This is a genomic window from Streptomyces sp. NPDC048612 (genome assembly GCF_043199295.1).
Classification (GTDB): domain Bacteria; phylum Actinomycetota; class Actinomycetes; order Streptomycetales; family Streptomycetaceae; genus Streptomyces.
Genome location: NZ_JBICVV010000002.1, coordinates 577125 through 603531, shown reverse-complemented (window position 1 = coordinate 603531; position 26407 = coordinate 577125). Strand labels below are relative to the sequence as shown.

Below are 26407 nucleotides of genomic sequence, written 5' to 3'. Positions count from 1 at the left end.
CGGTTGCTCCCTGTGTTCTCGATGAGGACTGCACAGCAGAGCCTCATGTGGTGGTGTCATCGGACGGATCCGGCCGGGAACCACCCCGGTGCCGGGGCAGGCCGCCCGTATCTCCTGACTGGTTCTTGCTGTCCTGCGCTGCGGAACCCGTGGGGCGCCGGTCACGCCCGGCGCGCTCACTCTCGATGAGCTCGTTCAGCCAACGGACTTCGCGCTCCACGGATTCCATGGCGTGCCGCTGCAGTTCGAGGGTGTAGTCGTCCAGCCGTTCCCGGGACCTGGCCAGAGAGGTACGCATCCTCTCCAGGCGCTCCTCCAGCCGGCTGCGGCGGCCTTCCAGCACGCGCATCCGTACGTCCCGCGAGGTCTGGCCGAAAAACGCGAAGCGGACGCCGAAGTGCTCGTCCTCCCAGGCGTCCGGCCCGGAGTGGGCGAGCAGCTCCTCGAAGTGTTCTTTGCCCGCTGCGGTCAATCTGTAGACGATCTTGGCCCGGCGCCCTGTCAGAGAGGCAGCGGGTACGCCCTCCGGGGCGACGTCCGTCTCCTCGATCAGCCAGCCGCTGGCGACGAGCGCCTTGAGGCAGGGGTAGAGGGTGCCGTAGCTGAACGCACGGAAGACCCCGAGCGAGGTGTTGAGCCGTTTTCGCAGCTCATAGCCGTGCATCGGGGACTCGCGGAGCAGGCCGAGGACGGCGAACTCAAGGATGCCGGAGCGTCTGCTCATCCTCCGCCTCCTTGGTCCGGTGCGTTCTTTATGTCGTGCTGATGTATCGGCTCGATACATCCAGACGATAGAACGGCCACCGGGGCGGAACAAGTGGGGGCACGGTGAACGGCATCACATCACCGAATCGTTCTCATCAACCTGACTGATTTGGAGTGAATTTCAACACTGGGCAGGTTTTGGCCGTGCGTAGTCTGTGCGGCATGCAGACTGCCGGGAACCGTGGGCCGATATCTGGCGTCCTCATCCTCGGTGTAGTGCGGCCCGTGCCTCAGGAACGGGTCGTGCATCGGGGGGACCTGAAGACAACTGCCGCCTTCAGGCGACGAGAAAGCGCGCCTGCCCGAGGAGTATTCGTTCCATGAGCGAGCACCGTCGCAAACCGCCACAGCCGCAGAGTGGCGGACGTGCCGCGGCCCGACGCGCCGCGCAGCAGTCATCGGGACGCCGTGCGGCGCCTTCCCGTGGCTCGGCTGCCGGTCCTGCCTCTCACTCCGAGCCGTCCGGTCACGAACCGGGGCAGGGTGGGCGCGCCGACGCCCGTAGAGCCGCCCAGCGCGGCGGCCGCAGGCGGTCGTCCGACGCCGCCGCGACAGCTGCCGGTGGCGGTGCCGGAGGGCGTGGCGGCGGTGGCCGCCGAGGCGGTGGCGGCGGTGGTCACGAGGGCGGCCGTGGCCGCGGTCGCGGTGGCGGGCAGCCCGCGAAGAAGCGTCTCATCGACTACCCGCGGGCCGGCCGCGTCGGCTGGCGGCGCTTCGTGCCGTCGTGGAAGCAGGTCACCACGCTGTGCGTCGGGTTCATAGGGTTGATCGTGGGCGCCTCCGGCGTCGCTCTGGCCCTGGTGCACGTGCCCAGCGAGAGTGACGCCGCCAAGTCGCAGAACAACGTCTACCTCTGGGCCGACGGCTCGGTCATGGCGCGGGACGGTGAGACGAACCGGCAGAACGTCACGATCAGCGAGATCCCGAGCGAGATGCAGAACGCCGCGATCGCCGCGGAGAACGCGTCATTCCGGACGGACTCGGGCGTGGACCCGATGGGCATCGCCCGTGCGGTGGTCAACATGGCCAGGGGCGGCGAGACCCAGGGCGGTTCGACCATCACTCAGCAGTACGTGAAGAACGCGATGCTGAGCCAGGAGCAGACCCTTGACCGTAAGTTCAAGGAACTGTTCATCGCGATCAAGGTCGGCTGGTCGAAGAGCAAGGACCAGATCCTTCAGGGGTATCTGAACACCAGCTACTACGGCCGCGGGGCGTACGGCATCCAGGCGGCGGCTCAGGCGTACTACGGCAAGGACGCCGAGAAGCTGAACGCGAACGAGAGCGCCTTCCTGGCCACCGTGCTCAAGGGCGCCGACCTGTACGACCCGGCGGGCGGTACCAGCCCGGGGGCCACGCGGGCGGCGAACACCAAGCGGGCCAAGGCGCGGTGGTCCTGGATTCTCGACCGGGAGGTCGAGAACAACCTCCTGTCCAAGACGGAGCGGAACAAGTACCGGGGGCACTTCCCGCGGCCTAATCTGCCGAAGCCGGTGGCCAGCAAGGGTGGCCAGATCGGCTACATGATGGACACCGCGAAGAAGTACGTGCTGAAGAAGTCGGGTGTCAGTGAACCCCGGTTCGACAAGGGTGGCTACACGATCCGCACCACCTTCAGCCGGAAGAAGACGAACCAGCTCGAGACCGCGGTCAAGAACGTCAACAAGCGGTATATCAACCCCAAGAAGCGCACGAAGGACGAATTCGTCCAGTTCGGCGGCGCCTCCGTGGTGCCGGGAGACGGCAAGATCGTCGCCCTGTACGGCGGCGAGGGCTACGACAAGGGGCACTTCAGCAACAACGCGGACACCTTCGGTGTGCCGGTCGGCTCGACCTGGAAGCCGTTCGTGCTCGCGGCGGCGATGAAGTACGGAACGGTCGAGAGCAACGGTGTGCCGGTCAGGCAGGACAGCCGGTACAACGGCGATGACCACCTCAGGGTGAAGGACGCCCAGGGGGGCTACGTCAAGAGGCGGGACGGCTCGTACTTCTTCCAGGAGAACGAGAGCAACCATCCCTGGGGCTATATCTCGCTGACCAAGGCGATGGAGCAGTCCGTCAACACCCCGTTCGTGCAGCTCGGTATGGACGTCGGGATGGCCAAGGTCCGGGAAATGGCGGAGTCCACGGGTATCTCGGAGGCCAGCTTCGACAAGAACCTCAACCCGTCCTTCGCGCTGGGCACCTCCACACCGAGCGCGATTCGTATGGCCGATGCCTATGCCACGTTCGCCACGTCGGGGACGAAGGTGGAGCCGTACTCGGTGACGAAGGTGACGTACAAGGGAGACGACCTGGAGGGCTTCGAGAAGCCCGCGAGCGCGACGGCGATGAGTGCCAACATCGCCAACAACGTGACCAAGGTGCTCGAGAACGTCATCGACAACGGCACGGCGAAGGAAGCCAAGCGGCTGAACATGCCGGCTGCGGGCAAGACCGGCACCACCGACGAGAACAAGTCGGCCTGGTTCGTCGGCTACACCAAGCAGCTGTCGACGGCCATCACGATGTTCCGTGAGGACGCCGGTAACCCGCGTCAGCTGTCCATGAACGGTGTCGGTGGCTTTGACTCGATCCACGGTGGTGCGCTGCCCACCGAGGTGTGGACCGAGTACATGCTCCAGGCGATGAAGGGCGTGACTCCGGAGTCCTTCCCGCCGGCCACGCCCATCGGGCAGCGGCTGGACCAGGAAGGGGTGCCGACGCCGACGCCGACTCCCACGCCGTCGGACACGCCGTCGAGCTCGCCGTCGGAGTCTCCCAGCGAGTCCTCTTCCCCGACGAACTCTCCGAGCCCGACCCCGACCGACAGCTGCTCCCCGTGGGACCTGAACTGCAGGGACAACGGTGGGGCCGGCAACGGCGGTAACGGCAACGGCGCTGGTGGTCCCGGTGGCGGCCCCGGGGGTACGAGTCCGTCGCCTGAGCCGACGGACCCGACAGACGGTGGAGGCTGGCTCGGTGGTCCGAACGGCTGACCGTTTCACGTGAAACGCTGAATGTTTCACGTGAAACGCGGAGCAACGAAGCCCTCGCCCGGTTTGCCCGGGCGGGGGCTTCGCCGTCTTCCGCTCATGGCCGTACGGCAGGATGGGGCCATGACGAGCGTGCGAGGGGACGATTCGGTACGGCCGACGAAGCGGGATGAGGTGGCAGCGGCCGGCAGCGAGCTGATCGGTGGGCCGATCGGCCGGCGCGCACTGCTCGGGACGCACTGGCTGACACCGGTACGGATCATCGCGCTTGTCGCCATCGGGATGTTCGCGCTGGGCATGGTGCAGAAGCTGCCCTGCTACAACGGCGGCTGGTTCTTCGGCGCCACGAGCCAGTACACCCACGCCTGCTACTCCGATATCCCCCACCTCTACGCGGGGCGGGGCTTCGCCGATGGCCTGATCCCGTACTTCGACCGGCTGCCCGGCGATATGGAGTACCTCGAGTACCCCGTGCTCACCGGTGTCTTCATGGAGGTCGCCTCCTGGATGACTCCGCACGGCGGGGGAATCCAGCACCGCGAACAGATCTACTGGCTGGTCAATGCCGGCATGCTGATGATCTGCGCCGCCGTCATCGCGGTGTGCGTGACGCGCACCCACCGTCGGCGGCCCTGGGACGGCCTCCTGGTCGCCCTGGCGCCCGCCTTCGCCCTCACCGCCACCATCAACTGGGATCTGCTGGCGATCGCCCTGACGGCCGCCGGGATGCTGATGTGGTCACGCAGCCGTCCGCTGGCAGCCGGCGTCCTCATCGGGCTGGCCACCGCCGCGAAGCTGTACCCGGTGCTGCTGCTGGGCCCGCTACTGGTGCTGTGCTGGCGTGCGGGCACCTGGCGCGCGTACCGGAAGGCGCTGGTGGGTGCCGTCGTGTCCTGGCTGGTCGTGAACCTGCCGGTGATGATCACGCATGATGCCGCGGGCTTCCACATCCGGGAGGGCTGGGCGAAGTTCTACACGTTCAGCCAGGAACGGCCCATCGACTTCGGTTCGATCTGGCTGCTGATCTCTCAGCGCACCGGGAATCCCCTGGAGGACGCCAACACCTATGCCACGCTGCTGATGCTCGTGGGCTGCGGCGCCATCGGTCTGCTGACCCTCTTCGCACCGCGTCGGCCGCGCTTCGCGCAGCTCGCGTTCCTCGTCGTCGCGCTGTTCATCCTCACCAACAAGGTCTATTCGCCGCAGTACGTCCTGTGGCTGACCCCGCTCGCCGCGCTCGCCCGGCCGCGGTGGCGGGACTTCCTGATCTGGCAGGCCTGCGAGGTCATGTACTTCCTGGGGATCTGGACGTACCTCGCCTACACAGGGAGTGGTGACAAGCATCAGGGGCTGCCGACCGAGGGCTACCAACTGGCCATCGCGCTGCACCTCTTGGGCACCCTCTACCTGTGCGCACTGGTCGTGCGGGACATCCTGATGCCGGAGCGCGACGTGGTCCGCAGGGACGGAGACGACGATCCCTCGGGCGGAGTCCTGGACCGCAGTCCCGATGTGTTCGTGCTCGGACGGGCCTACCACCGGCCCCGGCACGCGGTGCAGTTCCAGGCGGCACCCCAGGTGAACTGGGGCACGCTGCGGGAGTGAGCCGGCTCCGGCGTGCACGCACCGGGCCCGGTGCCACAGATGAGGTCTGCGGCACCGGGCCCTTGGCGTCTGACTGTGTCCGGCTCAGCGGTCCACGAGACGGTCGAACTGCGTGGTGGTGTGCCGCAGATGGGCCACCAGCTCCTCGCCGACCTGCGGCTGCGGAGCATCCCCCGGCACGAACAGGATCGACACCTGCATGTGCGGGGGCTCCGCGAACCAGCGCTGCTTCCCGGCCCACACGTACGGCGCGAGATTGCGGTTCACGGTCGCCAGCCCGGCCCGGGCCACGCCCTTGGCGCGCGGCATCACCCCGTGCAGGGCCTTCGGCGACTCCAGGCCGACACCGTGCGAGGTGCCGCCGGCGACCACGACCAGGTAGCCGTCGGAGGCCGCCTTCTGCTGGCGGTAGCCGAAGCGCTCGCCCTTGGCGACCCGGGTGACATCGAGCACCGAACCGCGGTACTCGGTGGCCTCGTGGTCGCCGAGCCACAGCCGGGTACCGATCCGCGCACGGAAGCGCGTCTGGGGGAACTGCTGCTGGAGACGGGCGAGTTCATCGGCCTTGAGGTGGCTGACGAACATGGTGTGCAGCGGAAGGCGGGCGGCACGGAGCTGGTCCATCCAGCCGATGACCTCCTCGACCGCGTCGGACCCGTCGGCGCGGTCCAGCGGCAGGTGGAGCGCGAAGCCCTCGAGCCGGATGTCCTCGATCGCCGCGGCCAGCTTCGGCAGATCCTCCGGCTTGACGCCATGGCGCTTCATGCTGCTCATGACCTCGATGACGACCCGGGCACCGACCAGGCCGCCGACCCCCTCGACCGACGACACCGAGCGGATCGCCCGGTCGGGCAGCGGCACCGGCTCCTCGCCGTGCCGGAACGGCGTCAGGACCAGCAGATCACCGCTGAAGAAGTCCTTGATGCGGGCCGCCTCGTAGGTCGTCCCGACCGCGAGGATGTCGGCACCGAGGCGGGTGGCCTCGTCGGCGAGGCGCTCATGGCCGAAGCCGTAGCCGTTGCCCTTGCAGACCGGGACCAACCCGGGGAACTGCTGGAGAACGCTCTGCTGATGCGCCCGCCAGCGCGCGGTGTCGACGTAGAGGGTGAGCGCCATGGCCGGGGCCGGAACCTTTCTCGTGGCTGTGTCTCAGAGTGACGAACGGTGCGGTGGAGCGTCAGCGGCGCGCCATGTAGAGGTCGAACGCCTTGTGCAGCAGCTTGTTGAGCGGGAAGTCCCACTCGCCGAGGTACTCCGCCGCCTGCCCACCCGTGCCGACCTTGAACTGGATCAGGCCGAAGAGGTGGTCGTTCTCGTCGAGCGAGTCGCTGATGCCGCGGAGGTCGTAGACCGAGGCGCCGAGCGCGTAGGAGTCCTGCAGCATCTTCCACTGCATGGCGTTGGAGGGCCGGACCTCACGGCCGATGTTGTCCGAGGCGCCGTAGGAGTACCAGACGTGCCCGCCGACGACGAGCATCGTCGCGGCCGACAGGTTCACGCCGTTGTGGCGGGCGAAGTACAGCCGCATGCGGTTGGGGTCCTCGGAGTTGAGGGCCGTCCACATGCGCTGGAAGTAGCTGAGCGGACGCGGCCGGAACTGGTCGCGCACCGCGGTGATCTCGTAGAGCCGCTGCCACTCGGCCAGGTCGTCGTAGCCGCCCTGGACCACCTCGACACCGGCCTTCTCGGCCTTCTTGATGTTGCGGCGCCACAGCTGGTTGAAGTTCTTGTGGACGTCTTCCAGCGAACGGTCGGCCAGTGGCACCTGGAAGACGTACCGGGGCTGCACGTCGGCGAAGCCGGCGCCGCCGTCCTCGCCCTGCTGCCAGCCCATCCGGCGCAGCTTGTCGGCCACCTCGAAGGCGCGCGGCTCGATGTGGGTCGCCTCGACGTCCCGCAGCCGCTTGACGTCCGGGTTCTGGATTCCGGACTTGATCGCCGGGGCGTCCCAGCGGCGGATGATGACCGGCGGGCCCATCTTCACGGTGAAGGCGCCGTGCTGCTTGAGATGCGCGAGCATCGGCTGCAGCCAGTCCTCCAGGTTCGGCGCGTACCAATTGATGACCGGGCCCTCGGGGAGGTACGCGAGGTAGCGCTTGACCTTGGGCACTTGGCGGTACAGGACCAGGCCGGCACCGACCATCTCGCCGCTCGCGTCGAACCAGCCGAGGTTCTCCGCGCGCCATTCCGCCTTGACGTCGGCCCAGGCAGGAACCTGCATGTGGCTGGCCGCGGGCAGGCTCTGGATATATGCCAGATGCTGCTCTCGGCTGATGGTCCTCAGGGTCAGGCTCATGCGGGGCGCTCCTCGGGCAGGTGTGTCCCCGTGGTCGGGGCTCCGGCTCTCGCGCCGAAGCCTACTGTGACCACGGAGCGCCCCGTCTGGGCCATACGGGCCGGGGCCCCGGATGGCCTGCCGGTCAGCCGATGAGGCCGCCGAAGAGGCCGCCGTGTGCCAGGCCGAGGTAGAAGCCGACGGCCGCCGCCCCGAGCCCGATGATCAACAGGAAGCGCTCGCCGGTCGTCGACGAGATGAACTGGCCCCACAGGCCGGTGCCGATGCCGATCAGGCCGACCCAGGAGCTGACCAGGTGCAGGCTGGGAGAGAGCGTGGTGAAGACGGCGATCGCGCCGAGCACCACGGTCACGATGGCGAAGGTGTTCTCGACGGGATGGTCCTTGCCGTCACTGTTGAGAAGCGACAGCAGACTGCGCTGGGTCCGTGCCTGTGCCATGCGGCACCTCCGATGACAGGGCGGCGCACTGTAACGCCGCTCACACCCGTTGTGTTCCAGATTGCGGGGTAGGGCGGACGGATTTCAACCGGAAGGCTTCAGGCAGGTACTCTGTACGGTCTGCGCCTATGTCTGCCCGGAGTACCCGGACGGGCCCGGCGCGGAACGCATACGACCCTCCTGCCACGGAACGACCGTGGCCGCTGAGTCCAAAGGAGGTGGGTTCTACATGCGTCACTACGAGGTGATGGTCATCCTCGACCCCGATCTCGAGGAGCGCGCTGTCTCCCCGCTGATCGAGAACTTCCTCTCCGTCGTCCGTGAGGGCAACGGAAAGGTCGAGAAGGTCGACACCTGGGGCCGTCGTCGTCTCTCTTACGAGATCAAGAAGAAGCCCGAGGGCATCTACTCGGTCATCGACCTGCAGGCCGAGCCTGCGGTCGTCAAGGAGCTCGACCGTCAGATGAACCTGAACGAGTCGGTCCTCCGGACCAAGGTCCTCCGTCCCGAGACCCACTGAACGCGTCAGCGTCCAGCGGTAACCGGGTTCGAGTAGCAGCAACACCAGCAGCCAGCAGCACACCCGCCGAGAGGTTCCCCTAATGGCAGGCGAGACCGTCATCACGGTTGTCGGCAATCTTGTCGACGACCCCGAGCTGCGCTTCACCCCGTCCGGTGCGGCGGTCGCGAAGTTCCGCGTCGCGTCCACTCCCCGCACCTTCGACCGCCAGACCAATGAGTGGAAGGACGGCGAGAGCCTGTTCCTGACCTGCTCGGTGTGGCGTCAGGCGGCGGAAAACGTCGCCGAGTCCCTGACGCGGGGTACCCGCGTGGTCGTCCAGGGCCGCCTCAAGCAGCGGTCGTACGAGGACCGCGAGGGCGTGAAGCGCACGGTCTACGAGCTCGACGTCGAGGAAGTGGGCGCGAGCCTCAAGAACGCCACAGCCAAGATCACCAAGACCAGCGGTCGTGGTGGCCAGGGCGGCGGCTTCGGTGGCGGCGGTCAGCAGGGTGGCGGCCAGGGTGGCGGCGGCTGGGGCGGCGGCCCCGGCGGCGGTCAGCAGGGTGGCGGCGCTCCTGCCGACGACCCGTGGGCGACCGGCGGTCCGTCCGGCGGTGGCCAGCAGGGTGGCGGCGGCGGTGGCTGGGGCGGTGGCTCCGGCGGCGGCTACTCGGACGAGCCGCCCTTCTAGGTCCGTACAACCGGCCCGCTTCCGCGCCGTTTCACGTGAAACGGCGCCGTGATGCGGCCAGGGGCCTTGAGGGCGTCAGCACAAACTTCTTGAACTCATTGGAGAGAGATAATGGCGAAGCCGCCTGCTCGCAAGCCTAAGAAGAAGGTTTGCGTGTTCTGCAAGGAGAAGATCTCCTACGTCGACTACAAGGACACGAACCTGCTGCGGAAGTTCATTTCCGACCGCGGCAAGATCCGTGCCCGCCGGGTCACCGGCAACTGCACTCAGCACCAGCGTGACGTCGCCACGGCAGTGAAGAACAGCCGTGAGATGGCGCTGCTGCCCTACACGTCCACCGCGCGATAAGGGAAGGGTGACCGAATCATGAAGATCATCCTCACCCACGAGGTCTCCGGCCTCGGCACCGCCGGCGACGTCGTTGACGTCAAGGACGGGTACGCCCGTAACTACCTGGTCCCGCGTGGTTTCGCGATCCGCTGGACCAAGGGTGGCGAGAAGGACGTCGAGCAGATCCGTCGCGGTCGCAAGATCCGCGAGATCGCCACGATCGAGCAGGCCAACGAGGTCAAGGGCCAGCTCGAGGGCGTCAACGTGAAGCTGGCCGTCCGTGCCGGCGACGCGGGTCGTCTGTTCGGCTCCGTCACCCCGGCCGACGTCGCCTCGGCGATCAAGGCTGCCGGTGGTCCGGACGTCGACAAGCGCCGTGTCGAGTTCGGTTCGCCGATCAAGACCCTGGGCGCGCACCAGATCTCCGTGCGTCTGCACGCCGAGGTCGTGGCGAAGCTCGGCGTTGAGGTCATCGCCGCGTAATCGCAGTTCCACGCCGAAGGGCCGCATCCCGTCACCGGGGTGCGGCCCTTCGCCGTGTGCGGAGCGCGGACGGACCGCGTCAGTGCTCTTCCTGGGCGCGCTTGTAGAGGGCGGCGACGTCGTCGTCGAAGTACGCGGCGTAGGAGACATCGTCCTCGTCGCCGCCGCCTTCGTGGCCGCCCAGGACGCCGATGACCGTGCCGGTGTGGCTCTTGGGGTCGTAGTCGGCGAGCCAGGGGCTGCCGCTGGTACCGCCCTCGAAGTGGGTGCAGTGGATGCGCAGCTGGGTGTTGCTGAACTTCGTGGTGCGGTTCTGGCAGGAGATCGGGGTGTCGCGGCTGGTGGGGTAGCCGGTGATCTTGACCTCGTTGCGGTAGCCACGGTCGATCCCGAGGGTGTTCCCGCCGAGGACGTCCTGGATCTGCTTGCCCTTCTTCTTTTCGAGGACGAGGAAGGCGACATCGAGGTCCTCGTCGTTGGACTCGGTCCAGCGGTCGTCGAGGACCACCTTCTTGACCTTCCACAGGCCGGTGGGCTCATCGTGGTCGCGGTAGTCGGGAGCGAAGACCAAGTCGTCCACCGGCGTTTTGCCATCGCTGTCGAAGGCACAGTGCGCCGCGGTGATGAGCATGTTCCGGCCCGGGCTCTGCACCACGCTCGCGGTGCAGAAGTGGTCGCCGGAGTCGTCCTTCTCGAAGAGCGCACCGACCCGGGCGTTCTGCTCGGTGCGGCGCGGGGTGTAGGCGTTGCCGTCGCCGGCCGGGGCCGTCGCGGCGGGGTCCTGGTCCTGGGGGTCCTGGCCCGCCTCGCCGGATTTGCCGAAGCTGCTGCGGCCACCGCCGCTGCCGCTGCCGCTGTTCGTATCGGCGTCCTCCGTGGCGTACCCCACCACAGCAGCGGCCAGCATGACGACGAACGTCAGGGGCAGCACGGAATTCCTGGCCAGTGAGTGCACAGGGTCATTATTGACACGCACTGCGTGTTACGGGGAGATGCTTCAACGAGAGGCTCCGGTCACAATCCACCGGCCCGACCGGGTGCGCAGCCACAGGGTCAGCATCCGCACGGTCATCATCAGGGCCATCGCCCACCACAGGGCGACCAGTCCGCCGCCGAGCAGCGGGACGGCCAGTGCCACCGGCGCGAACAGGGTCAGCGTCACGACCATGGCCCAGGCGAGATAGGCACCGTCCCCGGCTCCCATCAGCACGCCGTCGAGGATGAAGACGATGCCGGAGACCGGCTGGGTCGCGGCCACGACCAGCAGCGTGCTGAGCAGCGGCCCCTGCACCGCGGGGTCGGCGGTGAACAGCGGGATGAACAGCGGGCGGGCCAGCGCGACCAGCACGCCGAGGACCAGGCCCGCGGCGATGCCCCACTGGACCATGCGGCGGCAGGCGGCCCTGGCGCCGTCGCGGTCCCCCGCGCCGAGGTAGCGGCCGATGATGGCCTGCCCGGCGATGGCTATCGCGTCCAGCGCGAAGGCCAGCAGGGACCATAGCGTGAGCACGATCTGGTGGGCGGCGATCTCGGCGTCGCCGAGCCGGGCGGCGACGGCCGTGGCGATCATCAGCACCGCGCGCAGCGAGAGCGTACGGACCAGCAGCGGCACCCCGGCCTGGGCGGAGGCACGGATTCCCGCCACGTCGGGACGCAGCGTGGCGCCGTGCCGCCGTGCGCCGCGGACGACCACGGCGAGGTAGACCGCGGCCATACCGCACTGGGCGAGGACCGTGCCCCAGGCGGAGCCCGCGATGCCGAGGCGGGCGCCGTAGACCAGGCCGATGTTGAGCGCGGCGTTGACGGAGAAGCCGCCGACGGCGACGTAGAGCGGGGTCCTGGTGTCCTGGAGGCCGCGGAGCACGCCGGTGGCGGCCAGCACGACGAGCATCGCGGGGATGCCGAGCGCGCTGATGCGGAGGTAGGTCGTGGCGTACGGGGCGGCGGTGCCGGAGGCGCCGAAGACCTCGACGAGCCACGGGGCGGTGGGCAGCACCACCGCGATGACGACGGCGCCGAGCAGCAGGGCGAGCCAGATGCCGTCCATGCCCTGGCGGATGGCGGCGGGCAGGTCGCCGGCGCCGACCCGGCGGGCGACCGCGGCGGTGGTGGCGTAGGCGAGGAAGACGAACACGGAGACGGCGGTGGTCAGCAGGGCGGCCGCCACCCCGAGGCCGGCGAGCTGGGGGGTGCCGAGGTGGCCGATGACGGCGCTGTCGGCCATGACGAAGAGGGGTTCCGCGACCAGGGCGCCGAAGGCGGGCAGTGCCAGGGCGATGATCTCGCGGTCATGGCGGCGGCCGGTGCGGCGCGGTGGCGCGGGAGCCTGGGTCATGCGCGCAATCTAATCTTCCACAGGTAAGAGATGCAAACCCTTGGCAGTCCTTACTTTCCGCTGTGCGGAGTTACCTCCCCTGCGCCCTTTGTCGTGATCTTGAACAGGAGGCGGAAGTTTTTCTTCCCCACAGGCTATGGATGACGAAAGTACAGGTCAGGAGCTTGAGGGTGGGGTGAGTGTGGGCTTGTCCACAGAAGTTTCCCCCGGGCCGTGCACAGGATCTGGGGAGTTCTCCACAGCTGTAGGGCGGTCATCCACATGGCCTGTGGATAACCAGATTGGCGGACGGTGCCCACGGGCCTACCGTGGTCCGGCACCCGCCGCCTGTTCCGGCTATGAGACATCGTCCGAACTCGACGCGCCGTAACCGGAGTCGGGCGTCTCGATTGTCAGAGCTGTGCCGTAAGAAAGAACCGCACAGCAAGGTCCGCGCCGCGGACGGGAGGAGGTGCCGGGGTGAGCATTCCCGAGCCCATGGAAGACCCCTGGGCGGACTCCGGTCCCAGCGACCTGCTGCCGGCCGCACGCTCCCGGCGGGGCGAGGGCAAGGGGCGCGGCCGCGGCGACCGGCAGGACCGTGACGACGACGGCGGCGGCTCCTGGAACGGCGGCTTCGAGCGGGTCCCTCCGCAGGATCTGGACGCCGAGCAGTCCGTGCTCGGCGGCATGCTGCTGTCCAAGGACGCCATCGCGGACGTCGTCGAGGTCCTCAAGGGCGAGGACTTCTACCGCCCCGCCCATGAGCTGGTCTACCAGGCGATCCTCGACCTCTACGCCAAGGGCGAGCCGGCCGACCCGATCACCATCGCCGCGGAGCTCACCAAGCGCGGCGAGATCGCCCGGGTCGGCGGCGCCTCGTATCTGCACACCCTCGTCCAGTCCGTACCGACCGCCGCGAACGCCGAGTACTACGCCGAGATCGTCCATGAGCGGGCCGTGCTGCGCCGCCTGGTCGAGGCGGGTACCCGGATCACGCAGATGGGATACGCCGCGGACGGCGATGTCGACGAGATCGTCAACAGCGCCCAGGCGGAGATCTACGCCGTCACGGAGCAGCGGACCAGCGAGGACTACCTTCCGCTCGGCGACATCATGGAAGGCGCCCTCGACGAGATCGAGGCGATCGGCTCCCGCCAGGGCCAGATGACGGGGGTGCCGACCGGCTTCACCGACCTGGACTCGCTGACCAACGGCCTGCACCCGGGCCAGATGATCGTGATCGCGGCCCGTCCCGCCATGGGTAAGTCGACCCTCGCCCTGGACTTCGCGCGGGCCTGCTCGATCAAGAGCAACCTGCCGAGCGTGATCTTCTCGCTGGAAATGGGGCGCAACGAGATCGCGATGCGTCTGCTGTCCGCCGAGGCGCGGGTGGCGCTGCACCACATGCGTTCCGGCAGCATGACGGACGAGGACTGGACGCGGCTGGCGCGCCGCATGCCGGACGTCTCGGCCGCGCCGTTGTACATCGACGACTCGCCGAACCTCTCGATGATGGAGATCCGCGCGAAGTGCCGCCGGCTCAAGCAGCGCAACGAGCTCAAGCTGGTGGTCATCGACTACCTCCAGCTGATGCAGTCCGGCGGCTCGAAGCGCGCCGAGAGCCGTCAGCAGGAGGTCTCGGACATGTCCCGTAACCTCAAGCTGCTGGCGAAGGAGCTGGAACTCCCGGTCATCGCGCTCTCCCAGCTGAACCGTGGTCCCGAGCAGCGCACGGACAAGAAGCCGATGGTCTCCGACCTCCGTGAGTCCGGTTCCATCGAGCAGGACGCGGACATGGTCATCCTGCTGCACCGCGAGGACGCCTACGAGAAGGAGTCCCCGCGCGCCGGCGAGGCCGACCTGATCGTGGCCAAGCACCGTAACGGCCCCACGGCCACGATCACCGTGGCGTTCCAGGGCCACTACTCCCGCTTCGTGGACATGGCGCAGACCTGAGGCGTGGGGCGTGAGGCCCCGCAACTCCGGCGGTTGTCACGGCGGTTCGTCACCGTCCGGCCGGGCCCGTCAGCAGGCCGTCGACCACCAGCGGGCGTACTCGACCGCCGCGGTCTTGCTGAGCAGGCGTACCGCGCCCTTGGACGCCTGGTAGGCCGCGGCCGCTCCGCTGCCCACCAGGCCCAGGACGGACGAGGCGTTGATCACCGAGGCGTTGCCGGTGGGGCGTTGCCTGGGTGCCCCACACCCAGGCAGTACATCGCGTCTCCTGCTTAACCTCGGGGTATGTCCGACAACCCCCTGGGAGACTTCCTGCGCGCCCGGCGCTCCGGTCTGCAGCCGGAGGACGTCGGCATGGCGAGCTACGGCGTACGGAGAGTGGCCGGGCTGCGCCGTGAGGAGGTCGCCGTGCTGGCCGGAGTGAACGTCGACTACTACACGCGCCTCGAACAGGGCCGGGAGCGCCATCCCTCGTCCCAGGTCCTCGACGCCCTCAGCCGGGCGTTCCAGCTCGACTCCGAGGCCCGCGCCCACCTCCACCGGCTGGCCGGCATCGCACCGCACGACCGCCCGGTGCAGCAGCGGAACGTGGTCAGCGCGGAGCTGCGCCAGCTCATGGACGGCTACACCACCACGCCGGCCTTCGTCGTCAACCGCGCCCTGGACATTCTGGCCGCGAACGCCCTGGCCGACGCCTTGTACGCGCCCTTCAGCCCCGCGGACAACCTCGCGCGGATGGCCTTCCTCGATCCGGCCGGCCGGGACTTCTACACCCGCTGGGACTGGACCGCACAGGCCACCGTGGCCAACCTTCGCCAGTCGGCCGGCTGCGATCCCGACAACCCCCGGCTGAACGCGCTCATCGGCACCCTGACCGAGCGGAGCCCCGCGTTCTCGGCGCTGTGGCAGGCCCATACCGTGCGCGGCAAGACCCGGGAGGCCAAGCTGCTCAACCACCCCGACGTCGGGCTCCTCACCCTCACCTACCAGGCCTTTGATGTCCGCGATGCCCCCGGCCAGCAACTCGTCATCTACCACGCCGAACCCGGCAGCCCGAGCGCCGAGGCACTGGCCCTGCTTGGCACCCTCGACGCCACCCGGCGGCGGACGGCACGGGACCCGCACCCCTAGGACACGCGCAAGGAACGCGTCCTACTGGGGTGGGGTCTCGGAGCGGTGGCCGGCGTCAGGGCGCGACGGTCAGGACGATCTTGCCGGTGGTGCGGCCCGTCTCGCCCAGCGCGTGGGCCTTCGCGGCGTCCTCCAACGGGACGGCCGTCTCGACGTTGACCCGCAGCGTTCCGGCGTTCACCAGGTCGGCGACGGCCTGCAGGCCGGACCGGTCGGGCTCGACGAGGACGAACGCCGTGCGTACGCCCGCCTCGCGCGCCTGGCCGGCGGGGAAGGTGTCGTCCGGCGGCACGATCGAGACCAGCGAACCCCCGGGGCGCAGGGTGCGCAGCGAGCGGGCGACATAGTCACCGCCGATGGTGTCGAAGACGAGGTCGACGTCGCGTACCGCGGTCGCGAAGTCCTGCTCCGTGTAGTCGACGAGTTCATCGGCGCCCAGATCGCGCAGGAACTCGTGCTTGGCCTTCCGGGCGGTGCCGATCACGTACGCGCCGCGGGATTTGGCGATCTGCACCGCGAGGTGACCGACGCCGCCCGCCGCAGCGTGGATCAGCACCCGGGCGCCGGGCTGCACGTCCGCGGTGTCGACCAGGGCCTGCCAGGCGGTCAGCGCCGCCAGCGGGAGCGCGGCGCCGTGGACGTGGTCCAGGCCGGCGGGAAGGTGGGCGAAGTGCCGCGCCGGGGCGGTGACGTACTCGGCGTAGGCCCCGGCGGGGTGGGGGAAGTGCGGCATGCCGAAGACCTGGTCGCCCGGCGCGAAGAGGGTGACGCCGAGGCCGACCGCCTCGACCACACCGGAGACGTCGAAGCCCAGGATGAACGGCTGCTCGCTGCTGCCGTCGAGGAACCGGCCGCCGCTCCGCGTCTTCCAGTCGGTCGGGTTGACGCCCGCGGCGTGTACCCGGACCAGGATCTCCGTGGGGCCGGGCACCGGCCGGTCGGTCGTGATCACCTTGAGGACCTCAGGGCCTCCGGCGGTGTCCTGGCTGACGGCCCGCATCTGCGGGTTCCCGGTCTCGGACATGGGGTCTCCTTCGTCTGTGCCTGTGGCGGGGAGCGGGTGCGCGTGCCGCCCGGCGGCCGCGTTTCCCGAGGTGCTGCCAGCATTCCGCGGCGGCCGCGAGCCCGGCGGTGTCCTAAAGGCCAACGTTTGAAAGAATCGGGTCATGCATCGCGTCGCAGTTCTCGCCCTGGACGGTGTCGTCCCCTTCGAGCTGGGGATTCCCGCGCGGATCTTCGGCGCGGCCCGGGACGCCGCCGGTGAACCGCTCTACTCCGTCGTCACCTGCAGCCTGGACGGGCGGACGGTGCGCACCGATGCCGACTACGACATCGCGGTCGCCGCGGACGCCTCCGTCCTCGCGCAGGTCGACACCGTCGTCATCCCGCCGGCCCACGGGGCGCACAGCTACCGGGAGGACGGCCGGCTGTCCGATGACCTGCGGGTGGCGCTGGCGTACGTCCGGCCCGGTACGCGCATGGTCGCCATCTGCACCGGGGCCTTCGTCCTCGCCGCCGCCGGGCTGCTCGATCACCGGCCGGCCACCACACACTGGCGGGAGGCCACCGAACTGCAACGGCTCTTCACCACCGTCCGGGTCGATCCCCATGTGCTGTTCGTCGACGACGGTGATGTCCTCACCTCGGCCGGAGCCGCCGCCGGGGTGGATCTGTGTGTACACCTCGTGCGCCGTGACCACGGCAGCGCCGTCGCCAACGAGGTGGCCCGGCTGTGTGTGGTGCCGCCCTGGCGGGACGGTGGACAGGCCCAGTTCATCCGGCAGCCGGTGCCGGAACCCTCGGCGGGCGGCACCGCCGCCACCCGCGCCTGGGCCCTGGAACGTCTCGGTGAGCCGCTCGCCCTGACCGACCTCGCCGCGCACGCCCGGGTCAGCGTGCGCACCCTCACCCGGCGGTTCCGCGACGAGGTCGGTATGAGTCCGGGGCAGTGGCTCGCCGGACAGCGCATCGAGCGCGCCCGGCATCTGCTGGAGACCACGGACTGGCCGATCGACCTCGTCGCCCATCACGCGGGCTTCGGCACCGGGACCTCGCTGCGCCAGCATCTGCACAGCGCGGTGGGGGTGGCACCGCTGGCCTACCGGCGGACGTTCCGGAGCGCCGCGGAAATGACCGCCTGAACCGGCGCGGCACGACCGGCCGTGGCACCGCCCGGGAGCGCCGGCGGCGTTGACCTTCAGCCTGGTCGAAGCTCCACAATCGCGTCCATGGACGACACCGGACAGCTGCTGACCATCGGCGTCTTCGCCCGCCGGGTGGGGCTCGCGCCGAGTGCCCTGCGGTTCTACGACGACTGCGGGCTGCTGCGGCCGGCGCGGGTGGATGCCGTGACGGGGTACCGGCGCTACGGGACGGGACAGACCGCGCGGGCGGTGACGCTGCGGCAGTTGCGGGCGGCGGGGCTGCCGCTGGTGGATGCCGCGGTGGTGCTGGACGGCCCCGAGGACGCGGCGCGTGCCGTACTGCGGGCCCATCTGGAGCGCACCCGGCGGACGGCGGACGAGGCACGGGACGTCGTGCAGGGGCTGCTGCGGGAGGTGGCCGCCGCCCCGGAGGACGGGAGCCGGGCACGGGCGCGGGTGGGGGGAGCCGAACTCGCCAGTGCGGTACGGCAGGTGGCGCCCGCGGCCGCCACCGGTGCGGCCCGGGCGGAGTTTCCGGTGCTGGGCTGTGTGCTGCTCGAACTCGTCGACGGCGAGGTGCGCTGGGTGGCGACGGACCGCTACCGGCTGGCGGTGCGGGTGCTGCGGCCGGAGACGTTCGAGGGCGGTCCGCGGCGGGTGTTGATCGCCGCGGACACGGCACGGAGCCTGGCGGAGTGGGCCGTCCGGCAGGTGACGGTCGACATCGAGTGCGCGGGGGACGCGGTGAGCGTCCGGCTGTGGAGCGGGGCGGACTGCCGGGAGGTGCCGGAGGGCGCCGGGCCGGGGCGGAGCGGTGGCGGGGAGCCCGGTGACTTTCCGGACCACCGGCTGCTGCTGGAGGGCCTGGAGGCGGGGCGGCACCGGGTCATCGTCGACCGGATGGGGTTGCGGGACGCGGTGACCGGGCGGGCGGGGCCGGTGTCCCTGGCGGTGGTCGGCGCGAACCGGCGGGACGGGACGGACGCGGGCGGTCCGCCGGCTCCGGACCCGGCAGGAGACCGGGGGAATCTCGCGGCCGGGCTGGTGCTGGAGGTGACGGGCGGGGGCCGGGAGGCCGTCCGGATGCGGATGGTGCACACCCGGCCGGGGCTGCGGATCTCCTTCGACCCGGCCGTGCTGGTGCCCGCGCTGGAGGCCGGGGTGGGGCCGGATGTGCTGCTGGAGATCACCGCGCCGGACCGGCCCGTCCTGGTCCGCTCCGCCGACCAGGGAAGTTTCACGACCTTGGTGATGCCGGTGCGCGAGACCGCCGCACCGGACCGCGCCGGTGCCGGGCGCACCGGCGACCGAGGCCGAGACCGGGGGCCGGCCAATGAGAACGGATGAGAGATGCGGACTTGAGGAGGGGAGCGGACTGATGGATACGGAACTGCCCGTGGTGCGCCTGTGCGTGGCGGGGATGCAGGCCGAGGCGGAGGGCCGGGCGGGTGCGGCGCGCGCACTCTTCCAGCAGGCGTGGGACGAGGCCACCGACGACTACGAGGCGTGCATCGCCGCGCACTACCTCGCACGGCACCAGAACTCGCCCGAGGAGACGCTCCGTTGGAATCAGAAGTGCCTGGACCGCGCCGACCGGGTGGGTGACGAGCGGGTGGCGGGCTTCTACGCGTCGTTGTTCCTGAACATGGGGCAGGCCTGCCGTCAGCTCGGCCGGACGGCTGCGGCGCATACGTATCTCGTGCGGGCCGCGGAGCGGGTGGAGCAGGCTCCCGAGGGGCAGTACGGCGACTGGAACCGCTTCGCGATCGCGGCGGGGCTGCGGGAGGCGGCCGTGGCGTGCGACGACTCCGCGGGGGAGGAAGCCGCCGATGCGGGGGCGCCGCGGCTCCTCGACGAGGCGGTCGACGGGCGGGTGCGGGAGCTGGTGTCGCGGTGGTGTGCGCGGGGCGAGCTGATGGCGCTGGGACTGGCACTCCCCGCCTACCTCGGCTTCCTCGGCACGGCCGCTGACCGGGTGCGGCTGCGGTCCGCGCTGCACATGGTGCATGCGTCGCGGAGGCTGCCGGAGGACGAGCAGACCGCACTGGGCGCGGTAATCGGGTCGCCCGCGCTCCGGTGAGACGGCGAGGATGGGCCCGGCCGAGCCGGATTCGCTGTTGAGGAGCGCCATGACCGTCCCCCCGTCCCCGGAGTCTTCCCGCCCCGAGCCCGTCGGCCAGGGGCTGAGCGTGGCCGCTGCCGCCGACGAGTTCGCTGAGCTGCTGCCGCCGACACGGCGGGCGTTGCTGCACCGGCTGGCGGTCGGCCAGTCCGAGGGGCGCACGCCGTCGATGACGGGCGCGGTCATCCGTGACGGACGGGCGGTGTGGACCGGGGGCCTGGGCTCGGTGGACGGGGAGGTACCGCACGGCGATGTGCAGTACCGGATCGGATCGCTCACCAAGACCTTTGTCGCCGTGCTGGTGCTGCGGCTGCGGGACGAGGGGCTGCTGCGGCTGGAGGACCCGGTCGGCAGGTACCTGGAGGACACTCCGGTGCCGGACGCGACGCTCGCGCAACTGCTCTCCCACAGTGCGGGGTTGGCGGCCGAGCCGCGGGGCCCGTGGTGGGAGCGGACCACGGGCGAGCTGCGGCCCGAGCCGGCCGACCTCTTCGGCGAGCGCCCGCAGCGGGTTCCGGCCGGGCGGCACCACTACTCCAACCTCGGCTACGCCCTGCTCGGCGCGCTGGTCGAACGGCTGCGGGACGGAGTCCCGTGGGGCGAGGTCCTGCGGCGCGAGGTCCTGGAGCCGCTGGGCATGAGCCGTACGACGCTGCTGCCGGAAGCGCCGTACGCGCATGGCTGGGCGGTGCACCCATGGGCCGACGCGCTGCTGCCGGAGCCGGCCGAGGACACCGGCCTGATGGGCCCGGCGGGGCAGCTGTGGTCGACGGTCCAGGACCTGTGCCGCTGGGCGGCGTTCCTGCTGCGGGGCGACGCGCGGGTGCTGGGCGCGGCGAGCCTGGCGGAGCTGCGGACACCGGCCGTGCCGCCGGAGAGCGGGACATGGGAGGCGGGCTACGGGCTGGGCGTGCAGATGCTGCGGCGGGAGGGGCGGCTGCTGGTCGGGCACCAGGGCTCGATGCCCGGGTTCCTGGCGGCGCTGTGGACCGATGCCGAGGAGGACCTGGCCGGGGTCGTCCTCACCAACTGCACCTCGGGCCCGGCGGCCGGGGCCGTCGCCGCCGACCTCATCGGGATCGTCCGCACACACGAACCCCGCATCCCCGAGCCCTGGCGTCCGCTGCCCGAACCGCTGGATGATCCGGAGCTGCTGGCGCTGACCGGCCCCTGGTACTGGGGCGCGAACCCCCATGCGCTGCGGCTGCGGGCCGGGCGCGGACTGGAGCTCACCCCGCTGTCCGGGACGGGCCGCGGCGCGCGGTTCCGGGCCGAGAGCGACGGCACATGGACCGGGCTGGACGGCTATTACGAGGGCGAGACGCTGCGGGTGGGGCGGGACCGGGACGGGGCGGTCAGCCATCTGGACCTCGGCACCTTCGTGTTCACCCGCGGTCCGTACGAGCCGTCGGCACCGGTGCCCGGCGGGGTGGATGCGGAGGGCTGGCGGACCTGAGGCCCGTACGGCGGGGGCCCGGCGCACGGACGTACAGTCGATCCCGATGTCAGGAGCCGCGCCGAGCCGGCTCGCTACCGCTGGAAGGCCCTGTGACTGCTGTGTCTGATCCGACCGCGAACTCCGCCGCCCCGGACCTGCTCGATCTGCCGCCGCTCACCGCGGCCCACTTCGCGCGGATCGAGGACAAGGTGGCGGCCCTGATGGGTACCCGTTGCGATGTCGTGGCGATGCAGGGCGAGGCGCTGCTGCCCCTGGAGGCCTGCATCCGCTCGGCGGTGCGGCCCGGCAGCACCGCGCTCAACATCATCACCGGTCCGTACGGTGAGACCTTCGGCGGCTGGCTGCGTTCCTGCGGCGCCGAGGTGGTCACCGTCACCGCACCGTTCACGGGGGCGGTCACCCCGCAGCAGGTGGCGGAGGCGCTGCGCGAGCGCCCCGAGATCGACTTCGTGAGCCTGGTGCACGCCGAGGCGGCCACCGGCAACACCAACCCCGTCGCCGAGATCGGCGCGGTGGTGCGGGAGCACGGTGCCCTGCTGATGCTGGACGCGGTCGCCTCGGTGGGCGCCGAGCCGCTGCTCACCGACGAGTGGGGCGTGGACCTCTGTGTGATCGGCGGGCAGAAGGCGATGGCCGGGCCCGCCGGGGTGTCGGTGGCGTCGGTCAGCCCCCGTGCCTGGGAGCGGATCGCCGCCAACGAGCAGGCACCGCGGCGCTCGTATCTCTCGCTGCTGGACTGGAAGGAGCGCTGGATCGACGGCGGCCGGACCGCACTTCCGCATGCTCCTGCGCAGCTGGAGATGCTCGCGCTGGAGCAGGCCGCGGACCGTCTGGAGGCCGAAGGTCTGGAGGCGGTGCTCACCCGGCACCGGGCGGCGGCCGCGGCCACCAGGGCCGGCGTGCGGGCGCTGGGCGGGCTCGCTCCGTATGTCGTGCGCGAAGAGGACGCGGCGCCGGTCGCCACCACGCTCCGGGCGCCCGAGGGCGTGGACGCGCGGGAGGTCGTGACGGCCGCAGTAGCGCAGGACGCAGCGGTGCCGGTGCAGGCAGCGGCTGGCGCGCTGGCCAAGGAAATGATCCGGGTGAACCACTATGGCCGCGCCGCCGACCGGGCGGTGGTCACGGCCTCGCTGCGGGCGCTGGCGGGCGGACTGCGGGCGCTGGGCGTGTCCGTGGACGCTGAGGCCGCGGCCCAGGCTGCGGGCGCGGCGTGGGACGCGGTGGTCACCGGCTGAGCCGGGCAAGCGCCTGGCCGCAGGCGAGCTGTCGATGTGGGGTCGTGTTTCACGTGAAACACGACCCCACACGCATGCCAGGACGCGGCGTCGTTTCACGTGAAACACCTTGTGCGCAGGCGCTGTTGGTGGCGCAGCGGACGGGGAGGCGTACGCGCGCGGAGGCGGCCGCGGGCCTACGGCGTGGCGGTGGGCTCGCGGTCTTGTCCCGCCGGAGGCAGCCCGGTGGCGGGCTCGGGGGTGCGGGGGCAGGCTGGACGCTGAAGACGCCGTAGGTGCTGGTGGGCTCTGGCGTGGGCTCTGGCGTGGGCTCTGGCGTGGCGCGGGCTGACCTCTCGGCGGTCTGTCCGTCTGGCGTGCCGGAGCCGGTGGCCAGGGTGCGCCGGGCCACCGGCTGGCGCGTACCGGGCCCGCCGGATCAGGGGCGAGCGCCGTCGTGGGCGAGCGCCTTCACGGTCGGGCCGTCCGCCGTCCGCCGTCCGCCGTCCGCCGTCCGATGCCCGGCGTCCCCGCCGTCCGCCACCCTCCGGCCGCCGACGGCCACCGCGCCGCCCAGCCGTCCGGCGCATCCCGCCGGCGCGACGGCCGAGCCGTTAACGATCTTGCTCAGACCGTCCCATAGAATCGGAACGAACGACCCGTTTGAAAATCGCGGCATGCGGGACCCGGCATCGAGCGTTTTCAGGAGGCACGGCAGTGGCGGACGGCGGTGCGGCACCCTCCCGTGCGGATGCGCGGCGCAACAGGGCACTGGTGCTTCAGGCGGCCCGATTCGCCTTCGAGGAGCAGGGGTTGAGGGTTCCGCTCGGCGAGATCGCACGCCGCGCTGGGGTCGGTGCCGGCACCGTCTATCGCCATTTCCCGTCCAAGGAAGCCCTGTTCAGGGCGACGATCGTGGACCGGATCGAGCTTTTTGCCGACACCGCCAGGGACTTGGCCGAGGTTCCGGACCCCGGACCGGTCTTCTTTCGCTTTCTGTCCTCGGTGGTACGGCTCGCGTCACGGAACAGGGCGTTGTGCGATGCGCTGGAGGCGGCCGGTGCGGGGCGCTTCGAGCCCTCGCCGGGAGTCGGGCAGGACTTCGATGACGCGCTGGAAGTCCTGCTCAGAAGGGCTCAGGCGGCGGATGCCGTACGGCAGGACGTCGGGATAGCCGACCTCAGGGCGCTGCTGGTCGGCTGTCTTTCGATGGAGCGGGCCGTGGCGGGAACCGGGGACGAGGGCGGCGTTCCGAGCCGGATGACGGCGCTGATGTGCGATGCGCTGCGACCGGAACGCGTGGTAACGGAACTCGGCCCCGAGCCGGTGAAACGTAACGTATCGCGATGTGGGGTGTGCGGTGCGGCCATCGCGGCGGCACGCACGGGCCGGCCCGCACGCTACTGCGGTGGTGCCTGCCGGCAGAAGGCGCACCGGGCGCGGGGGCGTACGCGCCGGACATGAGCAGGCGCGGCCGGGTGTCGGCCGACCGCCCGTTCCTCAGAGCGGGAGCTTGAACCCCAGGTGCGAGGCCTCGAACCCGAGGCGCTCGTAGAAGCGGTGTGCGTCGATCCGGGTCGCGTCCGAGGTGAGCTGCACCATCTGACAGCCGAGTGTGCGGGACTCCGTGACCGCCCACTCGATGAGCTGGGTGCCGAGGCCCCCGCCGCGCTCGTCACGGTGGACCCGTACGCCCTCGATGACCGAGCGGGTGGCTCCGCGCCGGGACAGGCCCGGGATGACGGTGAGCTGGAGGGTGCCGACCGTCCGGCCGGCACGGTCCGCCACGACCAGGTGCTGCTGCGGATCGGTGGCGAGCGCTTCGAACGCGGCGCGGTACGGAGTCAGGTCGTCCGGTGACTCGCGGGTGGCGCCCAGGGGGTCGTCGGCGAGCATCGCGACAATGGCGGGAAGATCGGACGCGGTCGCGCGGCGTATCTCGATATCGCTCATGGGCGCGACCTTATGCCGTGCAATCACGGGGGCAGCGGGCAGGCAAGCCTGCCGCCCTTACCGCCGCAGGCCCGCCTCTCCTCCGCCGGCCAGCGTCACTTCTGTGGCGCGAGCGTCTCGACGGCGTTGACCAATGGTGCCAGTTCGGGGCGCTGCGAGGCGTCCTTGAGCGCTTCGCGCAGCGCGCCGTCGTGGGTGGGCCGGGCCTCCACCAGGAGCGCGAGGCCATCGGGGGTCACGTTGGTGTAGATGCCGCGCCGGTCGTCGGGGCACAGGTAGCGCGAGAGCAGCCCGCGCTCCTCGAGCCGGGTGACCAGGCGGGTCGTGGCGCTCTGGCTGAGGACGACGGAGTCCGCGACCTGGTGCATCCGCAGATGACCGCCCGGCCCGTCGTGCTGCTCGCTGAGCACGTTGAGGACCGAGAACTCCCGGACGCTGAGGTCGTGAGCGGTCTGCAGCGCGCGCTCGATGTGCGACTCGATCCGGCCGTGCAGTGCGGACAGGGCGCACCAGCCCTGTGCCAGGCCCAGGGGCTCCGCCGGGGTGCAGCCGGGCGCGGCCGCTGCCGGCTCCGGGGCCGCCGTCTCCTGCGTGTCCCGTGTCTGCTGCGTCATCGAAGACCTCCTCAAGGGGCGCGGGAACCAGGATAGGCCACCTCCGAAATATACGGCGCTTGCAATTAACCCGCGCATGCAATTATTGTGAACGCTCGTAAGTGATGCACGCAATGATGTGAAGGGATCACTCCGTCATGCCTCTCGCACTCCTGGCTCTCGCCATCGGTGCCTTCGGGATCGGAACGACCGAGTTCGCGGTCATGGGTCTGCTGCCCGACATGGCGGCCGGCTTCGGTGTCTCCATCCCCCTTGCCGGATACGCGACCACCCTCTATGCACTCGGTGTGGTCGTCGGAGCGCCGCTGATGACGGCTCTCGGCACCCGCTTCACCCGCAAGCAGATGCTGATGCTGCTGATGGGCCTGTTCATCGTCGGCAATCTGCTCACGGCCCTCGCGCCCAACTTCGGGATCATGCTGGCCGGGCGGATCGTGGCCGCGTTCACGCATGGCGCGTTCTTCGGCATCGGCGCGCTGGTGGCCGCCGACCTCGTCGCACCCCAGAAGCGGGCCACCGCCCTCTCGCTCATGTTCAGCGGTCTGACCGTCGCCAACGTCGTGGGCGTCCCGGCCGGCACCATGCTCAGCCAGCACTTCGACTGGCGATTCACCTTCTACGCCATCACCGCGCTCGGCGTGCTCGGCCTGCTGGGAATCCTCCGGCTGGTCCCCGCACAGCGGGCGAAGGCGGCCGCTCCCCTGGGCAGCGAACTCGCCGTGTTCCGCAACCCCCAGGTCGGCCTCGCGATGCTGATGACGATCCTGGGCTTCGGCGGTGTCTTCGCCGCCGTCACCTACCTCGCCTCAATGATGACCGAGGTCACCGGCTTCGCACCGTCCTCCGTGATCTGGCTGACGGCCGTCTTCGGCCTCGGCATGGTCGGCGGAAACCTGGTCTCCGGCCGGTTCACCGACCGCGCCATGATGCCGATGCTGTATGTGTCGTTGACCGGTCTGGCGCTCTCACTGGCCGCGTTCACCTTCACCGCGCACGACAAGACCGCCGCCACCGTCACCATCGCGCTGATCGGCATCTTCGGCTTCGCCACCGTGCCACCGCTGCAGAAGCGGGTGATGGACCAGGCCGCTTCGGCGCCCACCCTCGCCTCGGCCGGCAACATCGCGGCCTTCAACTTCGGCAACGCACTGGCCGCTTGGCTCGGCGGGATCGTCATCTCGGCCGGCCTGGGCTACACCGCGCCCAACTGGGTCGGTGCCCTGATGACCGTCGCGGCGCTCGGCGTGGCGATATTCGCCTCCGCCCTGGAGCGGCGTCAGACCGGCCGCGGCCAGGCCGTGGCCTCCGACGGACCCACCGTGGCCGCCGACGACCCCGTCCCGGCACACGGCTGAAGGCCGCGTCCGCACCACCCCTCCCCACGAGACCCCTGTATCACCGGCGCTCCGCG

Annotated in this window: 24 protein-coding genes and 1 pseudogene; 15 read left to right on the top strand and 10 right to left on the bottom strand. The window is 70.3% G+C overall.

The features are described from left to right. Positions 1-43 precede the first annotated feature (43 nt). Positions 44-724 (bottom strand): PadR family transcriptional regulator, encoded by a 681-nt coding sequence (locus ACGFN2_RS06000; protein ID WP_362600352.1) that lies wholly within the window; start codon positions 722-724, stop codon positions 44-46. A gap of 361 nt (positions 725-1085) precedes the next feature. On the opposite strand from ACGFN2_RS06000, the gene ACGFN2_RS05995 reads away from it, so the two are divergent. Together ACGFN2_RS05995 and ACGFN2_RS05990 are read left to right on the top strand one after the other, a co-directional pair. Next, positions 1086-3743, top strand: coding sequence for a transglycosylase domain-containing protein (locus tag ACGFN2_RS05995; protein ID WP_393357846.1), 2658 nt, complete (start codon positions 1086-1088; stop codon positions 3741-3743). Between the two features lie 120 nt (positions 3744-3863). Further along, on the top strand, positions 3864-5345 hold the full coding sequence (locus ACGFN2_RS05990) for a glycosyltransferase family 87 protein (protein ID WP_393357844.1): 1482 nt from the start codon (positions 3864-3866) through the stop codon (positions 5343-5345). Positions 5346-5429: 84 nt separating this feature from the next. Here ACGFN2_RS05990 and ACGFN2_RS05985 read toward each other — a convergent pair whose 3' ends face one another. The 3 genes from ACGFN2_RS05985 to ACGFN2_RS05975 form a co-directional block, all read right to left on the bottom strand. After that, entirely contained in the window at positions 5430-6461 is a 1032-nt protein-coding gene (locus ACGFN2_RS05985) for an alanine racemase (RefSeq protein WP_362600345.1), read from the bottom strand. 61 nt (positions 6462-6522) lie between these two features. Next, positions 6523-7641: a peptidoglycan bridge formation glycyltransferase FemA/FemB family protein gene (locus ACGFN2_RS05980; RefSeq protein ID WP_362600342.1), complete on the bottom strand. Its 1119-nt coding sequence runs from the start codon at positions 7639-7641 to the stop codon at positions 6523-6525. A gap of 124 nt (positions 7642-7765) precedes the next feature. Continuing rightward, complete coding sequence (locus tag ACGFN2_RS05975; RefSeq protein WP_362600339.1) at positions 7766-8080, bottom strand: hypothetical protein; 315 nt, start codon at positions 8078-8080, stop codon at positions 7766-7768. A 229-nt stretch (positions 8081-8309) separates the two neighbouring features. On the opposite strand from ACGFN2_RS05975, the gene rpsF reads away from it, so the two are divergent. The 4 genes from rpsF to rplI all read left to right on the top strand — a co-directional run bounded on the left by rpsF (position 8310) and on the right by rplI (position 10086). Next, on the top strand, positions 8310-8600 hold the full coding sequence (rpsF, locus tag ACGFN2_RS05970) for a 30S ribosomal protein S6 (RefSeq protein WP_006604399.1): 291 nt from the start codon (positions 8310-8312) through the stop codon (positions 8598-8600). A gap of 82 nt (positions 8601-8682) precedes the next feature. Next, positions 8683-9273, top strand: coding sequence for a single-stranded DNA-binding protein (locus ACGFN2_RS05965; RefSeq protein ID WP_362600336.1), 591 nt, complete (start codon positions 8683-8685; stop codon positions 9271-9273). A 111-nt stretch (positions 9274-9384) separates the two neighbouring features. Continuing rightward, positions 9385-9621 (top strand): 30S ribosomal protein S18, encoded by a 237-nt coding sequence (gene rpsR, locus ACGFN2_RS05960; protein WP_003978893.1) that lies wholly within the window; start codon positions 9385-9387, stop codon positions 9619-9621. An 18-nt stretch (positions 9622-9639) separates the two neighbouring features. Next, positions 9640-10086 (top strand): 50S ribosomal protein L9, encoded by a 447-nt coding sequence (gene rplI, locus ACGFN2_RS05955; RefSeq protein WP_362600333.1) that lies wholly within the window; start codon positions 9640-9642, stop codon positions 10084-10086. A gap of 79 nt (positions 10087-10165) precedes the next feature. Here rplI and ACGFN2_RS05950 read toward each other — a convergent pair whose 3' ends face one another. Next, positions 10166-11041, bottom strand: a complete 876-nt coding sequence (locus tag ACGFN2_RS05950; RefSeq protein WP_393357841.1) for a trypsin-like serine peptidase — start codon at positions 11039-11041, stop codon at positions 10166-10168. Between the two features lie 42 nt (positions 11042-11083). Then, entirely contained in the window at positions 11084-12421 is a 1338-nt protein-coding gene (locus tag ACGFN2_RS05945) for an MATE family efflux transporter (protein WP_393357839.1), read from the bottom strand. A 459-nt stretch (positions 12422-12880) separates the two neighbouring features. Between ACGFN2_RS05945 and dnaB the strand changes: the two genes are divergently transcribed. Next, entirely contained in the window at positions 12881-14359 is a 1479-nt protein-coding gene (gene dnaB / locus ACGFN2_RS05940; protein ID WP_235463802.1) for a replicative DNA helicase, read from the top strand. Between the two features lie 90 nt (positions 14360-14449). Here dnaB and ACGFN2_RS05935 read toward each other — a convergent pair. After that, positions 14450-14596: pseudogene (locus tag ACGFN2_RS05935) on the bottom strand (SDR family NAD(P)-dependent oxidoreductase); the annotation flags it as partial. Positions 14597-14644: 48 nt separating this feature from the next. Here ACGFN2_RS05935 and ACGFN2_RS05930 point away from each other — a divergent pair. Then, positions 14645-15490, top strand: a complete 846-nt coding sequence (locus ACGFN2_RS05930) for a helix-turn-helix transcriptional regulator (RefSeq protein ID WP_393357837.1) — start codon at positions 14645-14647, stop codon at positions 15488-15490. Between the two features lie 55 nt (positions 15491-15545). On the opposite strand, the gene ACGFN2_RS05925 is transcribed toward ACGFN2_RS05930, so the two are convergent. After that, positions 15546-16514 (bottom strand): NADP-dependent oxidoreductase, encoded by a 969-nt coding sequence (locus tag ACGFN2_RS05925; RefSeq protein ID WP_393357835.1) that lies wholly within the window; start codon positions 16512-16514, stop codon positions 15546-15548. A 142-nt stretch (positions 16515-16656) separates the two neighbouring features. Here ACGFN2_RS05925 and ACGFN2_RS05920 point away from each other — a divergent pair, with 142 nt between their 5' ends. From ACGFN2_RS05920 to ACGFN2_RS05895, 6 genes are all read left to right on the top strand, one after another. Beyond that, complete coding sequence (locus tag ACGFN2_RS05920; protein WP_393357833.1) at positions 16657-17631, top strand: GlxA family transcriptional regulator; 975 nt, start codon at positions 16657-16659, stop codon at positions 17629-17631. Positions 17632-17718: 87 nt separating this feature from the next. After that, a complete protein-coding gene (locus ACGFN2_RS05915; protein ID WP_393357831.1) occupies positions 17719-18981 on the top strand; it encodes a MerR family transcriptional regulator in 1263 nt (420 codons plus the stop codon). 31 nt (positions 18982-19012) lie between these two features. Next, a complete protein-coding gene (locus tag ACGFN2_RS05910; protein ID WP_362600312.1) occupies positions 19013-19714 on the top strand; it encodes a hypothetical protein in 702 nt (233 codons plus the stop codon). 49 nt (positions 19715-19763) lie between these two features. After that, positions 19764-21212: a serine hydrolase domain-containing protein gene (locus ACGFN2_RS05905; RefSeq protein ID WP_393357829.1), complete on the top strand. Its 1449-nt coding sequence runs from the start codon at positions 19764-19766 to the stop codon at positions 21210-21212. A 101-nt stretch (positions 21213-21313) separates the two neighbouring features. Next, positions 21314-22450: a pyridoxal-phosphate-dependent aminotransferase family protein gene (locus ACGFN2_RS05900; RefSeq protein ID WP_393358016.1), complete on the top strand. Its 1137-nt coding sequence runs from the start codon at positions 21314-21316 to the stop codon at positions 22448-22450. Positions 22451-23146: 696 nt separating this feature from the next. Continuing rightward, on the top strand, positions 23147-23893 hold the full coding sequence (locus ACGFN2_RS05895) for a helix-turn-helix domain-containing protein (protein WP_362600301.1): 747 nt from the start codon (positions 23147-23149) through the stop codon (positions 23891-23893). Between the two features lie 36 nt (positions 23894-23929). Here the strand turns inward: ACGFN2_RS05895 and ACGFN2_RS05890 are convergent, their stop codons facing one another. Both ACGFN2_RS05890 and ACGFN2_RS05885 read right to left on the bottom strand, forming a co-directional pair. Next, the gene (locus ACGFN2_RS05890; protein ID WP_393357827.1) at positions 23930-24382 is read right to left on the bottom strand and encodes a GNAT family N-acetyltransferase; all 453 of its coding nucleotides are present in this window, start codon (positions 24380-24382) and stop codon (positions 23930-23932) included. Between the two features lie 95 nt (positions 24383-24477). Then, positions 24478-24996: a MarR family transcriptional regulator gene (locus ACGFN2_RS05885; protein WP_362600297.1), complete on the bottom strand. Its 519-nt coding sequence runs from the start codon at positions 24994-24996 to the stop codon at positions 24478-24480. Positions 24997-25133: 137 nt separating this feature from the next. Here ACGFN2_RS05885 and ACGFN2_RS05880 point away from each other — a divergent pair, with 137 nt between their 5' ends. Further along, on the top strand, positions 25134-26351 hold the full coding sequence (locus ACGFN2_RS05880; protein WP_393357824.1) for an MFS transporter: 1218 nt from the start codon (positions 25134-25136) through the stop codon (positions 26349-26351). Positions 26352-26407: the final 56 nt, after the last annotated feature.